15 protein-coding genes are annotated in these 14,143 nt (G+C 72.5%); 13 read left to right on the forward strand and 2 right to left on the reverse strand.

The window, feature by feature from the left end; translation table 11 throughout:
• Nucleotides 1-128 precede the first annotated feature (128 nt).
• Nucleotides 129-1,250, reverse strand: a complete 1,122-nt coding sequence (locus AB0D45_RS33365; RefSeq protein WP_362466158.1) for a beta-eliminating lyase-related protein — start codon at nucleotides 1,248-1,250, stop codon at nucleotides 129-131.
• Nucleotides 1,251-1,421: 171 nt separating this feature from the next.
• Between AB0D45_RS33365 and AB0D45_RS33370 the strand changes: the two genes are divergently transcribed.
• The 12 genes from AB0D45_RS33370 (at nucleotide 1,422) to AB0D45_RS33425 (ending at nucleotide 10,525) form a co-directional block, all read left to right on the forward strand.
• Nucleotides 1,422-2,336: a DUF2520 domain-containing protein gene (locus tag AB0D45_RS33370; protein WP_362466161.1), complete on the forward strand. Its 915-nt coding sequence runs from the start codon at nucleotides 1,422-1,424 to the stop codon at nucleotides 2,334-2,336.
• Nucleotides 2,333-3,337 (forward strand): pantoate--beta-alanine ligase, encoded by a 1,005-nt coding sequence (gene panC, locus AB0D45_RS33375; RefSeq protein WP_362466163.1) that lies wholly within the window; start codon nucleotides 2,333-2,335, stop codon nucleotides 3,335-3,337. Before AB0D45_RS33370 ends, panC begins: the two co-directional genes overlap by 4 nt.
• Nucleotides 3,334-5,064 (forward strand): L-aspartate oxidase, encoded by a 1,731-nt coding sequence (locus tag AB0D45_RS33380; protein WP_362466166.1) that lies wholly within the window; start codon nucleotides 3,334-3,336, stop codon nucleotides 5,062-5,064. Before panC ends, AB0D45_RS33380 begins: the two co-directional genes overlap by 4 nt.
• 2 nt (nucleotides 5,065-5,066) lie before the next feature.
• Nucleotides 5,067-6,035 carry a carboxylating nicotinate-nucleotide diphosphorylase gene (nadC, locus tag AB0D45_RS33385; RefSeq protein WP_361599509.1) on the forward strand — a complete coding sequence of 323 codons (969 nt, stop codon included), beginning with the start codon at nucleotides 5,067-5,069 and terminating at the stop codon, nucleotides 6,033-6,035.
• A gap of 3 nt (nucleotides 6,036-6,038) precedes the next feature.
• On the forward strand, nucleotides 6,039-6,848 hold the full coding sequence (locus AB0D45_RS33390; protein WP_361599494.1) for a type III pantothenate kinase: 810 nt from the start codon (nucleotides 6,039-6,041) through the stop codon (nucleotides 6,846-6,848).
• A gap of 157 nt (nucleotides 6,849-7,005) precedes the next feature.
• On the forward strand, nucleotides 7,006-7,758 hold the full coding sequence (locus AB0D45_RS33395) for a GntR family transcriptional regulator (RefSeq protein WP_362466169.1): 753 nt from the start codon (nucleotides 7,006-7,008) through the stop codon (nucleotides 7,756-7,758).
• 136 nt (nucleotides 7,759-7,894) lie between these two features.
• Entirely contained in the window at nucleotides 7,895-8,086 is a 192-nt protein-coding gene (locus AB0D45_RS33400) for a DUF397 domain-containing protein (protein WP_361599488.1), read from the forward strand.
• A 119-nt stretch (nucleotides 8,087-8,205) separates the two neighbouring features.
• Nucleotides 8,206-8,763, forward strand: coding sequence for a hypothetical protein (locus AB0D45_RS33405; protein ID WP_362466180.1), 558 nt, complete (start codon nucleotides 8,206-8,208; stop codon nucleotides 8,761-8,763).
• A 14-nt stretch (nucleotides 8,764-8,777) separates the two neighbouring features.
• Nucleotides 8,778-8,945 (forward strand): hypothetical protein, encoded by a 168-nt coding sequence (locus AB0D45_RS33410; RefSeq protein WP_361599482.1) that lies wholly within the window; start codon nucleotides 8,778-8,780, stop codon nucleotides 8,943-8,945.
• A gap of 91 nt (nucleotides 8,946-9,036) precedes the next feature.
• Nucleotides 9,037-9,477, forward strand: a complete 441-nt coding sequence (locus AB0D45_RS33415; protein WP_361599479.1) for a BlaI/MecI/CopY family transcriptional regulator — start codon at nucleotides 9,037-9,039, stop codon at nucleotides 9,475-9,477.
• Nucleotides 9,478-9,486: 9 nt separating this feature from the next.
• Nucleotides 9,487-10,020: an amino-acid N-acetyltransferase gene (locus AB0D45_RS33420; protein ID WP_361599476.1), complete on the forward strand. Its 534-nt coding sequence runs from the start codon at nucleotides 9,487-9,489 to the stop codon at nucleotides 10,018-10,020.
• 166 nt (nucleotides 10,021-10,186) lie between these two features.
• Nucleotides 10,187-10,525: an Lsr2 family protein gene (locus AB0D45_RS33425; protein ID WP_361599506.1), complete on the forward strand. Its 339-nt coding sequence runs from the start codon at nucleotides 10,187-10,189 to the stop codon at nucleotides 10,523-10,525.
• On the opposite strand, the gene AB0D45_RS33430 is transcribed toward AB0D45_RS33425, so the two are convergent.
• A complete protein-coding gene (locus AB0D45_RS33430) occupies nucleotides 10,504-11,100 on the reverse strand; it encodes an SCO3374 family protein (RefSeq protein WP_362466174.1) in 597 nt (198 codons plus the stop codon). The genes AB0D45_RS33425 and AB0D45_RS33430 overlap by 22 nt on opposite strands.
• Before the next feature lie 451 nt (nucleotides 11,101-11,551).
• Here AB0D45_RS33430 and AB0D45_RS33435 point away from each other — a divergent pair.
• Nucleotides 11,552-14,143, forward strand: a 2,592-nt coding sequence (locus tag AB0D45_RS33435; protein ID WP_362466177.1) for an AAA family ATPase, incomplete at its 3' end; no start/stop codon positions are given.

Below are 14,143 nucleotides of genomic sequence, written 5' to 3' on the forward strand. Positions count from 1 at the left end.
GCGCGGCCCCGCCCCCCCCCCCCCCCCCCCCCCACGACGATGGGACTGACGGGAAACCCCCGAACCAGCCCTGAGACCGCCCCACCGAAACTCCGCTCCCCACCCCCGCCCGCCCCCCCACCCCCGCCCTACACCCGCGCCAGGAAGCCCGCCACCGCCTCGCGGACCTCCGCCGCCGTCCACGTCAGGCCCGGCTCCGTGACCGTCAGCTCCGTCACCGCCAGGCCCGGCGGGCCCTCCGCCGACCACCGGCGGAACAGGAGGGTGCCCGTTTCCTCCACCAGGCGGGCGCCCGCCTCCGTGAGGCGGTCCGCCTCGTACGGCAGCCACACCCGGAACTGATGGGTGTGCGGCACCTCCGGGTGAACCCGGGACCACGGCACCCCCGCCGCCGCGAAGCCCTCCCGCAGTGCCGCGGCGACGACCCTGGCCTGCTCCACGTACGCCGGCAGCCGCGGCAGCTCCCGCTCCAGCCCGGCCAGGGCCGACAGGGCCTGGGGGAACTGGCGGAAGACCTGGCCCCCGTACCGGTGGCGCCACACCCGGGTCTCCTCCACGAAGTCCCGGGCCCCGGCCAGGCACGCTCCGCTCAGCCCGCCCAGCGACTTGTACAGGGAGACGTACACCGAGTCCGCGAGCTCCGCGATCTCCGGCAGCGGCCGGCCGAAGTGGAGGGTGGACTCCCACAGGCGGGCCCCGTCGAAGTGGACCACCGCGTCCCGCTCCCGGGCGGCGTCCACCAGCCCCTCCAGCTCCTCCCACGTCGGCAGCAGGTAGCCGGCGTCGCGCAGCGGCAGCTCCAGCATCAGGGTGCCGAAGGGCTCGGGGTGCTCCCGGACCTCCTCCGGTGTCGGCTGGCGCGGCTCCGTCACCGGGTGGGTGGTCCGCAGCCCGGCCAGCGCCGTCAGGGCGCCGCCCTCCCACCGCTCGGGGTGGCTCATCGGGTGCAGGGCCACGACCGGGTTCCCGGTGCGTCCCGCCCAGCAGCGCAGCGCGATCTGCTGGGCCATCGTCCCGGAGGGGAAGAACGCCGCGTCCTCGGTGCCGAGCAGCTGCGCCACCCGCCGCTCCAGCTCGGCGACGACCCCGTCGCCGTAGAGGTCCGCGGGGGCGTCCATGTCGTACGGGGCCCGGGACAGCGCCGCCAGCAGCTCCCCGACCGTCGCTTCCCGGGCGCCGCCCGACAGGGTCCGGCGGGCCCCCTTCCAGGCCGCCGCGAGCCGCTGCGTCCGCTCCGCGTCATCAGTCATGCCCCCGATCATCGCCGACGGCCCGTCCGCCCCGCCCGGCCCCGGCTCCGGGGAACCCCCCGCCGGCACCGCCCCCGGCGGGCCTGACCGGCGCCCGTGCTCCGAAAGGGCCTAGCATGGCGACGTATCGTCCGGTACCCCCCGCGGACTGGAACGGAAGGCCCTCCCCGCGTGAACTCATCCCAGGAACCGCGTCCCGCCCGGCTCACCGTCGGAGTCGTCGGCGCCGGCCGTGTCGGCCCCGCGCTGGCCCGCGCCCTCCAGCAGGCCGGCCACCACCCCGTCGCCGTCTCCGGGGTCTCCGACGCCTCCCGGCGGCGGGCCGAGCGGATGCTGCCCGACGTGCCGCTGGTGGCCCCCGCGCAGGTGCTGGAGCGGGCCGATCTGGTGCTGCTCACCGTCCCCGACGACGCCCTGCCGGGCCTGGTCGAGGGCCTCGCCGACACCGGCGCGGTCCGCCCCGGCCAGCTCCTCGTGCACACCTCCGGGCGTTACGGGGCCGCCGTGCTCGACCCCGCCCGCCGTGCGGGCGCGCTCCCGCTGGCCCTGCACCCCGCGATGACCTTCACCGGGACCGAGGTCGACGTGCAGCGGCTGGCCGGGTGCTCCTTCGGCGTGACCGCCCCCGAGGAGCTGCGGCTCGCCGCGGAGGCCCTGGTCATCGAGATGGGCGGGGAGCCCGAGTGGATCGCGGAGGAGAGCCGTCCGCTCTACCACGCGGCCCTCGCCCTGGGCGCGAACCACCTGGTCACCCTGGTCGCCCAGGCCATGGAGCTGCTGCGCACCGCCGGCGTCGAGCACCCCGACCGGATGCTCGGCCCGCTGCTGGGCGCCGCCCTGGACAACGCCCTGCGCTCCGGTGACGCCGCGCTGACCGGCCCCGTCGCCCGCGGCGACGCCGGCACCGTCGCCGCGCACGTGTCCGAGCTGCGCAAGCACGCCCCGGCCACCGTCGCCGGGTACCTCGCGATGGCCCGTACGACCGCGGACCGCGCGCTCGCGCACGGCCTGCTCAAGCCCGAACTGGCCGAGGACCTGCTCGGTGTGCTCGCGGACCCCGCCGACCCGAAGGACGCCGAGCGATGACCGGCCCGCTCCAGCTGCTGAACACCGCCGAAGAGCTCCACAAGCTGCCGCGCGCCGCCGCCGGCCGCCGCGCCGTGGTGATGACGATGGGCGCCCTGCACGAGGGGCACGCCACGCTCGTCCGCACCGCGCGCGAGGAGGTGGGCCCGGACGGCCAGGTCGTGGTCACCGTCTTCGTCAACCCCCTCCAGTTCGGTGCGGGCGAAGACCTCGACCGCTACCCCCGCACCCTCGACGCCGACCTGCTGGTCTGCGAAGGGGCGGGCGCCGACGCCGTGTTCGCGCCCGCCGTCGACGAGGTGTATCCCGGCGGCGACCCCCAGGTGCGGATCTCCGCCGGGCCCATGGGCGAGCGGCTCGAGGGCGCCACCCGGCCGGGCCACTTCGACGGCATGCTGACCGTCGTCGCCAAACTGCTCCACCTCACCCGCCCCGACCTGGCCCTGTTCGGCCAGAAGGACGCCCAGCAACTGGCGCTGATCCGGCGGATGGTGACCGACCTGAACTTCCCCGTCGAGGTGGTCGGCGTCCCCACGGTCCGCGAGGACGACGGGCTCGCCCTGTCCTCCCGCAACCGCTACCTCGGCCCGGCCGAGCGCCGTACCGCCCTGGCCCTGTCCCGCGCCCTGTTCGCCGGCCGCGACCGGCTCGCGGCGCAGGCCGCGCTGCGCGCCCGCGCCGAGGCCGCCCCCGCCAGCGACGAGCGCGCCACCGCCCTGGCCCGGCTCGGGGAGATCCGGGCCTCCGCCGACGCCCACGCCGTCTCGGCGGCGAACGGAGGGCTGCCCGACGCGGTACGGGCCGCCGCGCGGCACGTCCTGGAGGAGGCGGGCCGCCACGAGCCGCCGCTGGCCCTGGACTACCTGGCCCTGGTGGACCCGCAGGACTTCACCGACGTCGGTCCCGACTTCACCGGGCAGGCCGTGCTGGCCGTCGCGGCGAAGGTCGGCACGACCCGGCTGATCGACAACATCCCATTGGAGTTCGGAGCACACGCGTGAGCACCACAGGCAACCCAGGCACCTCCGGAACCGGCATACGGCTGCACGCCCCCGCCCCCGGCTGGGCCCTCGACGCGGACGTCGTGGTCGTCGGCTCCGGCGTCGCGGGCCTGACCGCCGCGCTGCGGTGCGCCGCCGCGGGCCGCCGTACGGTCGTGGTCACCAAGGCGCGGCTCGACGACGGCTCCACCCGCTGGGCGCAGGGCGGCATCGCGGCCGCCCTCGGCGAGGGCGACACCCCCGAGCAGCACCTGGACGACACCCTGGTCGCGGGTGCGGGCCTGTGCGACGAGGCGGCCGTGCGGCTCCTGGTCACCGAGGGCCCCGACGCCGTGCGCCGGCTGATCGGGACGGGCGCGGTCTTCGACACGTCCGCCGAGACCGGCGAGATAGAGCTGACCCGCGAGGGCGGCCACCACCGCCGCCGGATCGCGCACGCGGGCGGTGACGCCACCGGCGCGGAGATCTCCCGGGCCCTGGTCGAGGCCGTCCACGCCGCGGGCATCCGTACCGTCGAGAACGCGCTCGTACTGGACCTGCTCCAGGACGCCGAGGGCCGTACGGCCGGGGTCACGCTGCACGTCATGGGCGAGGGGCAGCACGACGGCGTCGGCGCCGTCCACGCGCCCGCCGTGATCCTGGCGACCGGCGGCATGGGGCAGGTCTTCTCCGCCACCACCAATCCGGCGGTCTCCACGGGCGACGGGGTGGCCCTCGCGCTGCGCGCCGGCGCGGAGGTGTCGGACCTGGAGTTCGTGCAGTTCCACCCCACCGTCCTCTTCCTCGGCCCGGACGCCGAGGGCCAGCAGCCGCTGGTGTCGGAGGCGGTGCGCGGCGAGGGCGCGCACCTGGTCGACGCGGACGGCGTCCGCTTCATGGTCGGGCAGCACGAGCTGGCGGAGCTCGCTCCGCGCGACATCGTCGCCAAGGGCATCATGCGCCGCATGCAGGAGCAGGGCGCGCAGCACATGTACCTGGACGCCCGGCACTTCGGCGCGCGGATGTGGGAGCAGCGCTTCCCGACGATCCTCGCCGCCTGCCGGGCCCACGGCATCGACCCGGTGACCGAGCCGATCCCGGTGGCGCCGGCCGCGCACTACGCCTCGGGCGGCGTACGGACCGACCTGCACGGCCGCACCACCGTCCCCGGCCTGTACGCGTGCGGCGAGGTGGCCTGCACCGGTGTGCACGGCGCGAACCGGCTGGCCTCCAACTCCCTGCTGGAGGGCCTGGTCTTCGCCGAGCGGATCGCCGAGGACATCACCGCGCACCCGCCCGTGGGCAGCGGCCCGGGCATACCGGTGCCCGCCACCGGCCCGCTCCAGCCGGCCGAGGCCCGGTACGAGGTCCAGCGCATCATGACGGACGGCGCGGGCGTGCTGCGTTCGGCCGGATCGCTGGCCGCGGCCGCGGAAGCGCTGGAGACCCTCTACACGACGGCCCTGGGCGAGCTGGAGAGCCAGGGCAAGACCGCCGTCCCGGGCGTGGAGACCTGGGAGGCGACCAACCTGCTGTGCGTGGCCCGCGTCCTGGTGGCCGCCGCCCAGCGGCGCGCCGAGACCCGCGGCTGCCACTGGCGCGAGGACCACCCCGACCGGGACGACGCCGCCTGGCGCCGCCACCTGGTGGTGCGGCTCTCGCGCACCGAGCGGCGGGCGCTGGTCGTGACCCCCACCGACTCCGCGGAATTCCCGTCCGTCAACCACCCCCTCAGCCTGGAGAAGTGACCGTGAGCACCCCCGAACTCCCCCTGATCGAGCAGAACGAAGGCGGCTGCGGCGACGACTGCGGCTGCGGCGACGGCGAGGAGAGCGGCCTCGACCCGGCGCTCGCCCAGCTGCTGGAGGACGCCGGCCTGGACCCGATCGAGGTCGAGGACATCGCGCACATGGCGCTGTCCGAGGACCTGGACGGCGGGGTCGACGTCACCACCGTCGCGACCGTCCCCGAAGAGGCGGAGGCCGTCGCCGACTTCGTGGCCCGCGAGGCGGGGGTCGTGGCCGGGCTGCGGATCGCGGAGGCCGTGTTCTCCGTGGTCTGCACGGAGGCCTTCGAGGTCGAGCGGCACGCGGAGGACGGCGACAGGGTCGAGGCCGGCGCGCTGCTGCTGTCCGTGCGCGCCCGTACCCGCGACCTGCTGACCGCCGAGCGCAGCGCCCTGAACATCCTGTGCCGCCTGTCGGGCATCGCGACGGCCACCCGCCGCTGGGCCGACGTCCTGGAGGGCACGAAGGCCAAGGTCCGCGACACCCGCAAGACCACCCCGGGCCTGCGTTCGCTGGAGAAGTACGCGGTCCGCTGCGGCGGCGGCGTCAACCACCGCATGTCGCTGTCGGACGCGGCGCTGGTCAAGGACAACCACGTGGTCGCGGCGGGCGGCGTCGCCCAGGCCTTCAAGGCCGTCCGCGAGGCCTTCCCGGACGTGCCGGTGGAGGTCGAGGTCGACACGATGCACCAGGTCCGCGAGGTCGTGGACGCGGGCGCCGACCTGATCCTGCTGGACAACTTCACCGTGCCGGAGACGGAGGAGGCCGTCACCATCGTCGCGGGCCGCGCCGCGCTGGAGTCCTCGGGCCGGCTCACCCTGGAGACGGCCCGCGCCTACGCCGAGACGGGCGTCGACTACCTGGCGGTGGGCGCGCTGACGCACTCCTCGCCGGTCCTGGACATCGGCCTCGACCTGCGCGAGGCGGTGTAACCCGTGCTGCTCACCATCGACGTCGGCAACACGCACACGGTCCTGGGCCTGTTCGACGGTGACGAGATCGTCGAGCACTGGCGGGTCTCGACCGACCCGCGGCGCACGGCCGACGAGCTGGCGGTGCTGATGCAGGGCCTGATGGGGATGCACCCGATGCTCGGCAGCGAGCTGGGCGACGGGATCCACGGCATCGCGATCTGCGCGACGGTCCCGTCGGTCCTGCACGAGCTGCGCGAGGTCACCCGCCGCTACTACGGCGACGTGCCGGCGGTGCTGGTCGAGCCGGGGATCAAGACGGGCGTGCCGATCCTGATGGACAACCCGAAGGAGGTCGGCGCGGACCGCATCATCAACGCGGTCGCCGCCGTCGAGCTGTACGGGGGCCCGGCGATCGTCGTGGACTTCGGTACGGCGACCACCTTCGACGCGGTCTCGGCGCGCGGTGAGTACGTGGGCGGGGTGATCTCCCCGGGCATCGAGATCTCGATGGAGGCGCTCGGCGTGCGCGGGGCGCAGCTGCGGAAGATCGAGCTGGCCCGGCCGCGCAACGTGATCGGCAAGTCCACGGTCGAGGCGATGCAGTCGGGCGTGGTGTACGGGTTCGCCGGCCAGGTCGACGGGATCGTCAACCGGATGGCCAAGGAGCTGGCGGGTCCGGGCGGTGACCCGGACGACGTCCGGGTGATCGCCACGGGCGGGCTGGCGCCGATCGTCCTGGGCGAGGCCTCGGCGATCGACGACCACGAGCCGTGGCTGACGCTGATCGGGCTGCGGCTGGTGTACGAGCGCAACGCGCCGAACTTCGACTGACCCGGTGTCCCGGTAGGGCGCCCGCATCGCGGGGCCCTACCGGAGGGTAGCGCTCCGTCATGCGGAGTCCTCAGCTTGAACCTGATCGGTTAGCTTGTCGGCGTCGGACGCACACCCTCCCGCAGCGGCACAGCCGAGACGGCACAGGACGGCCCAAATGCCCCGTAAATCCCCGTACTTGCAGGTGGTCGAATCGCTCCGGACCCGCATCGAGGCGGGTGAGTGGTCCATCGGCGACCGGCTCCCCTCCCGCGCCCGCTTCGCGGAGGAGTACTCCGTCGGGCAGGGCGTCACCCAGCGGGCCATGGAACAGCTGATCATCGAGGGGTTCCTCGAAGGCCGCGCCGGCTCCGGCACCTACGTGCGCACCCCGCGCCGGCGCATGCGGATGCTCCGCACCCGCCGCCGCGTCCCCGGCTCCGGCAACACCTTCCGCACCGAGGCCGCCGCGCTCGGCATCACCGCGTCCTGGGACTCCAGGACCCTGCCGCAGGTCCCCGCGCCCGAGCGGATCGCGGCCCGCCTGGCCATCGAACCGGGCTCCCCCTGCGTGATGACCCGCTACGAGTTCATGGCCGACGGCAGCCCCGCCGAGCTCTCCGAGTCCTGGGAGCCCCTCGCCATCACCTCCGGCACCCCGATCGTGCTGCCGGAGGTGGGCGAGCTGCGCGGCGCCGGGGTGGTGGCGCGGATGCGGTCCATCGGCATCACGGTCGCCTCCGTGGTGGAGGTGCCGCGCCCGTCCCGGGCCGACCAGAACCAGGCCAACCTGCTGGGGATCAGCCTCGGGGCGCTGATCACCGAGATCGAGCGCACGTACCTCGACACGGACGGCCGCCCGGTGGAGACGGCCGACCTGGTCGTCCCCGATTCCCGCTACGAGATCGCGTACGCCTTCCCGGTGGAGTGACCGGGGGCGCGTATTGTGGGCGCCCGTACTTTCCGGCGGCTGGGTTTTTTGCCGGAACCGGCCGGACCGTGCCTCTCGTGGAGATAGCGTCACGCTCGAGAAGCACCGCGACCTCGTCCACTGCGGAGGAGACACCATGACCGCGAACGCTCGCCCCGACTGGCGCAAGTCCTCCTACTGCGGCGACGGGGACGCCTGCGTGTACGTCGCCGAGGCGCCCGGCACGCTGGTGCGCGTGGCCGACCGGGCCGACCCGGCGCACTTCGTGATGGCCACCACCCACGCCGCCTGGGCCGCATTCGTGCAGAGCGTCAAAGAGACCCGCTGATCCACCCGGACGGGGCGGCGCGGACGTCCGCCGCGCCGCAATCCCGCACCCTCGGGGGATTTTGTCCGATTAGCGCGTATCTTCGGCCCATGCCCACGCCCTACGGATCCCGCGGCGGCATGGCGTTCAGCGCCGCCGAGCTGCACGTGCTCAGGCGCTCCCTCGCCCACGCCCTCCAGTCCTCCTCCACGGCCCCCCTGACGGCATCCGAGGTGCGGGACTGCCTGCGCCTCGCGGCGTCGGTGGACGACGCGGTCCAGGAGGCCGGCCGGCTCAGAACCTTCCTGCTGGAGGACCTGGCCCGCTACCGCGGCGCCCTGCCCGGGAGCCTGTCGGGCTACCTGGAGCTGCTCCAGGACGCCCTGGCCGCCGGGTACGAGCCCCAGCCCGACGACCTCGCCGCCCTGCGCGCCCTGCGGGCCAACCCGGTCGCGGGCGCCGTGCTGGAGCGGGCCCGGGCCGTCGCCGAACGCTCCGTGCGCCGCAGGATCGCGGCCGCCCCCGCGCCCCGCACCCGGCTGCTGGCCCTGGCCGGCGGCAAGGAGCAGAAGCCCCCGCCGCCGGCGCCCGGGTCCCCGAAGGAGCCGCCGGCCCGCCCGGTGCCCACCCCGGGCGAGGTCTTCCCGCCGCGCCGCAAGCCCAGCCCGCCCCCGGCGGCCGGGCGCGCGGCGGTATAGCTACGCTGGGGGGCATGGACTACGTCTCCGCGCTCGTGCCCCCCTTCGTGATGGCCGCGTTCTTCATCGCTCTCGTCGTGACGATCGTGAAGTCCCAGGGCGGCGCCAACAAGGCCAAGGAAGACGCGGCCGTCGACGCCGCGATCGCCCGTGCCGAGGCCGGCCGGCCGTCGCAGAAGTGACGTAGGCCGGGAGTAACCCCACCGGCGTTTTCCGCCGCGCGTTGCGGCGAATAGTCGGGCAATTCGCCGCAATCCGCACTATCGTGCTGCTGTGCCTCGCCCCTTGGGAGAACTCGAAGACGCAGTCATGACGCGGGTGTGGCAGTGGAACCGCCCGGTCACCGTTCGGGAAGTCCTGGAAGACCTCCAGCAGGAACGGTCCATCGCGTACACCACGGTCATGACCGTTATGGACAATCTCCATCAGAAGGGCTGGGTCCGCCGGGAAGCCGAAGGCCGCGCCTATCGATATACGGCGGTCTCCACCCGCGCCGCCTACTCGGCCGCACTGATGAACGAAGCCTGGTCGACCAGCGACAACCCGGCGGCCGCCCTCGTCGCCTTCTTCGGCATGATGTCCTCCGAACAGCGCGAGGCACTCCGCGCCGCCGTACGCATCGTCCAGCACGACGAACCCGAGGCCGGCGGGGCCGGGCCCGCGGCGCCGCCGGAAGGGGACTCCGGCGCGCACGACGCCGACCCGGGGCGATAGCGTCCGGGTATGGGAGAGTTTTCCACCTCAGACGACGCGAAAACAGTGACGATCCGCCGCGCGCGCACCGGTGATGTTCCGGCGCTGCGCCGCCTGCTCGACCAGTACGTGCAGCAGCGGATCCTCCTCGACAAAGCCCCCGTGGTCCTTTACGAGGACATCCAGGAGTTCTGGGTCGCGGAACGCGGTTCCGACGGGCAGGTGGTGGGGTGCGGGGCTCTCCACGTCATGTGGGAAGACCTCGCCGAAGTGCGCACGCTCGCCGTCGACCGCGACTTGAAGGGCGCCGGTGTGGGGCATCAGGTGCTCGCCAAGTTGTTGGAGACCGCCCGCCGGCTCGGCGTCAGCCGGGTATTCTGCCTGACCTTCGAAGTGGACTTCTTCGCCAAGCACGGCTTCGTCGAGATCGGCGAGACCCCGGTGGAGACCGATGTCTACATGGAGCTCCTGCGTTCCTATGACGAGGGAGTCGCCGAGTTCCTCGGTCTCGAACGAGTGAAGCCGAACACCTTGGGCAACAGCCGGATGCTACTGCACCTCTGATCGATCACGGCAGCCTTTTCCGGGCCCCGGCCCGCCTGTGGCCTATGTCCGAATCGCGCACGTTTCCCGCCTTGTTGCGGCCCTGAACCTCTCGACAGGGGTTTGTGTTTTCCAGGCAAAAGCGGTTTCCTTTCCGCGTACTGCATTTTCGATGAAAGGAAATCCGGTGGCACAGAAGGTTCAGGTCCTTCTTGTCGACGACCTCGACGGTGGCACGGCGGACGAGACCGTGACGTTCGCTCTTGACGGCAAGACCTACGAGATCGACCTCACCACCGCCAACGCTGAAAAGCTCCGCGGTGCGCTCGAGGACTTCGTGAAGGCCGGCCGCCGCACCGGCGGGCGCGCCTCGGCCGGCCGGGCCAAGGGCCGCGCCGCCGCTTCGCCGGGCAGCCCGGACACCGCCGAGATCCGCGCGTGGGCCAAGGCCCAGGGTCTCAGCGTCAACGACCGCGGCCGCGTTCCGGCCGAGATCCGCGAGGCCTACGAGAACGCCAAGGGCTGAGGCGTACGCCGCCCCAGGCGGGCGCGGTGGCATTCCGTCGCCGCCGCGGCCACCAGGCGTACGAGATCGGGCCCGGCCGGCTCCGCACAGAGCCCGGGCCCGGCCCCGGCGCCCTGCCCCGGACCGGGCAGGGCGGGCAGCGCCGCTTCACACCCCGGCTCCGGGGGCCGCAGCCACACGGCGGCCCCCTGAGGGCCCCCTCCCGGCGTCCGCCCCGGCGGCACGGGGGCGGTGATCCTGCCCCCCGCTCCCACGGCGGCCAGATCCAGCGCGACCCCGCCCCACTCCAGCCAGTCGAGCAGCCCGTCCAGCTCCTCGGCGCTCCCCGGGGCCACCAGGAAGCGCATCCGGCGCCCCATCACGGCCACCGGGCCGGTGGCGGCGAAACCGGGACGGCGCAACAGCGCGGCCCCGGCGTCGCGGGGCAGCTCCAGTACGTCGAACCGGACCCCGGTGACGAGCTGCAGCGGCGGCCCGCCCGCGCAGGCCCAACCGAGCACACGCTCGTACCAGGTACGGGTGCCGTCCTCGGAGGGGACGCGGGGCGAGGGGACGCTCACGGTGCTGAGGGACATGACCGGAGCAACTCCGACGGCCGCCGCGGGGTTACGCGGCGCGCCCGCGGCAATGCGGAGCGTAAACGTCCGCCGAGCGGAGTCCCACATTCGGGACACCGACGTGTTCGCCCGTAGCGGAGGGACCCCTGCCCAGGGGCATGGAGTGTCAGTCCTTACGGGTAAGACATTCCTAGTGGATCGGGGCGACACGCTGATTTGAGCGTGTTCCGTTCGCCATCGGCGTACACCTGTGACGGGTATCTGCCTGGCCTGCGGGAACATCGTCTCGCACCATCGAGTTGGAGCAGTAGTCGGCTCTTACAGCCGGTTTTCCTCACCGACGTGGGGGTGAGCCGTGGACGGATGTCGGCAGTTGGAATGAGCTGTCCCGTCCCGCGGGACTAGCATGCGGAAGGACAGGGCGGGGACCGACCCCGAACTGCCCGACCGCTCTGAGGAGCGATAAACGATGTTCGAGAGGTTCACCGACCGCGCGCGGCGGGTTGTCGTCCTGGCTCAGGAAGAAGCCCGGATGCTCAACCACAACTACATCGGCACCGAGCACATCCTCCTGGGCTTGATCCACGAGGGTGAGGGTGTCGCCGCTAAGGCCCTGGAGAGCCTCGGGATTTCGCTCGAGGCTGTTCGCCAGCAGGTTGAGGAGATCATCGGTCAGGGCCAGCAGGCCCCGTCCGGCCACATCCCCTTCACGCCGCGGGCGAAGAAGGTCCTGGAGCTTTCGCTCCGCGAGGCCCTCCAGCTCGGCCACAACTACATCGGCACCGAGCACATCCTGCTCGGCCTGATCCGCGAGGGCGAGGGCGTCGCCGCCCAGGTCCTCGTCAAGCTGGGCGCCGATCTGAACAGGGTCCGGCAGCAGGTCATCCAGCTGCTCTCCGGCTACACCGGGGGCGGCAAGGAGTCGGCCACCGCAGGCGGCCCGGCCGAGGGCACCCCCTCGACCTCGCTGGTCCTCGACCAGTTCGGCCGCAACCTCACCCAGGCGGCCCGCGAATCCAAGCTCGACCCGGTCATCGGGCGCGAGAAGGAGATCGAGCGGGTCATGCAGGTTCTGTCCCGCCGGACCAAGAACAACCCGGTCCTCATCGGCGAGCCCGGCGTCGGCAAGACCGCCGTCGTCGAGGGCCTGGCCCAGGCGATCGTCAAGGGCGAGGTTCCCGAGACCCTCAAGGACAAGCACCTCTACACGCTCGACCTGGGTGCCCTGGTCGCCGGCTCCCGCTACCGCGGTGACTTCGAGGAGCGCCTGAAGAAGGTCCTCAAGGAGATCCGCACCCGCGGCGACATCATCCTGTTCATCGACGAGCTCCACACCCTCGTGGGTGCGGGTGCCGCCGAGGGCGCGATCGACGCCGCCAGCATCCTCAAGCCCATGCTGGCCCGTGGCGAGCTCCAGACCATCGGTGCCACGACGCTGGACGAGTACCGCAAGCACCTCGAGAAGGACGCGGCCCTCGAGCGCCGCTTCCAGCCGATCCAGGTGGCGGAGCCTTCCCTCCCCCACACGATCGAGATCCTCAAGGGCCTGCGCGACCGCTACGAGGCCCACCACCGCGTCTCCATCACGGACGAGGCCCTCGTCCAGGCGGCGACGCTGGCGGACCGGTACATCTCGGACCGCTTCCTGCCCGACAAGGCGATCGACCTGATCGACGAGGCGGGCTCCCGGATGCGCATCCGCCGGATGACCGCGCCGCCGGACCTGCGCGAGTTCGACGAGAAGATCGCGGCCGTGCGCCGCGACAAGGAGTCGGCCATCGACTCCCAGGACTTCGAGAAGGCGGCTTCGCTCCGTGATTCGGAGAAGCAGCTGCTCGCCGCGAAGTCCAAGCGCGAGAAGGAATGGAAGGCCGGCGACATGGACGTCGTCGCCGAGGTCGACGGCGAGCTCATCGCCGAGGTCCTCGCGACCGCGACCGGCATTCCCGTCTTCAAGCTCACGGAGGAGGAGTCCTCCCGCCTCCTGCGCATGGAGGACGAGCTCCACAAGCGCGTCATCGGCCAGAAGGACGCCATCAAGGCGCTCTCCCAGGCCATCCGCCGTACCCGTGCGGGTCTGAAGGACCCGAAGCGCCCCGGCGGCTCGTTCATCTTCGCCGGCCCGTCCGGTGTCGGTAAGACCGAGCTGTCCAAGACGCTCGCCGAATTCCTCTTCGGCGACGAGGACGCGCTGATCTCCCTCGACATGTCGGAGTTCAGCGAGAAGCACACGGTTTCCCGCCTCTTCGGTTCGCCCCCCGGCTACGTGGGCTACGAAGAGGGCGGCCAGCTGACCGAGAAGGTCCGCCGCAAGCCGTTCTCCGTCGTCCTCTTCGACGAGGTCGAGAAGGCGCACCCGGATATCTTCAATTCCCTTCTCCAGATCCTGGAGGACGGTCGCCTGACCGACTCCCAGGGCCGGGTCGTGGACTTCAAGAACACGGTCATCATCATGACGACCAACCTGGGTACGCGGGACATCTCCAAGGGCTTCAACCTGGGCTTCGCCGCCCAGGGTGACGTCAAGACCGGTTACGACCGGATGAAGGCGAAGGTCAACGAAGAGCTCAAGCAGCACTTCCGGCCCGAGTTCCTGAACCGTGTCGACGACACGGTCGTCTTCCACCAGCTCAGCCAGGAAGACATCATCCAGATCGTCGACCTGATGATCGCCAAGGTGGACGAGCGCCTCAAGGACCGCGACATGGGCATCGAGCTCAGCGGTGACGCGAAGATGCTCCTGGCCAAGCGCGGCTACGACCCGATCATGGGTGCGCGCCCGCTGCGCCGGACCATCCAGCGTGAGATCGAGGACCTGCTGTCGGAGAAGATTCTCTTCGGCGAGCTGCGCCCCGGTCACATCGTGGTCGTCGGCGTGGAGGGTGAGGGCGAGGACGCCAAGTTCACCTTCCGCGGCGAGGAGAAGTCGGCCCTGCCGGACCTCCCCCCGATCGAGGCCACGGGCTCCGGCCGCAACTTCTACTCGGTCGACCCGAAGGCCGTCCCCTCCCGCCTCGCGTGGGAGACGGGCCAGGCCCTGGCCGACTCCCTCCTGACGCGC

This window comes from Streptomyces sp. NPDC048352 (assembly GCF_040651895.1).
GTDB lineage: Bacteria > Actinomycetota > Actinomycetes > Streptomycetales > Streptomycetaceae > Streptomyces.

Coding starts and splice junctions, on each gene's coding strand:
- AB0D45_RS33365 (WP_362466158.1), bottom strand. CDS start 1,250: ATGACTGATGACGCGGAGCGGACGCAGCGGCTCGCGGCGGCCTGGAAG.
- panC (WP_362466163.1), top strand. CDS start 2,333: ATGACCGGCCCGCTCCAGCTGCTGAACACCGCCGAAGAGCTCCACAAG.
- AB0D45_RS33395 (WP_362466169.1), top strand. CDS start 7,006: ATGCCCCGTAAATCCCCGTACTTGCAGGTGGTCGAATCGCTCCGGACC.
- AB0D45_RS33400 (WP_361599488.1), top strand. CDS start 7,895: ATGACCGCGAACGCTCGCCCCGACTGGCGCAAGTCCTCCTACTGCGGC.
- AB0D45_RS33405 (WP_362466180.1), top strand. CDS start 8,206: ATGGCGTTCAGCGCCGCCGAGCTGCACGTGCTCAGGCGCTCCCTCGCC.
- AB0D45_RS33410 (WP_361599482.1), top strand. CDS start 8,778: ATGGACTACGTCTCCGCGCTCGTGCCCCCCTTCGTGATGGCCGCGTTC.
- AB0D45_RS33420 (WP_361599476.1), top strand. CDS start 9,487: ATGGGAGAGTTTTCCACCTCAGACGACGCGAAAACAGTGACGATCCGC.
- AB0D45_RS33430 (WP_362466174.1), bottom strand. CDS start 11,100: ATGTCCCTCAGCACCGTGAGCGTCCCCTCGCCCCGCGTCCCCTCCGAG.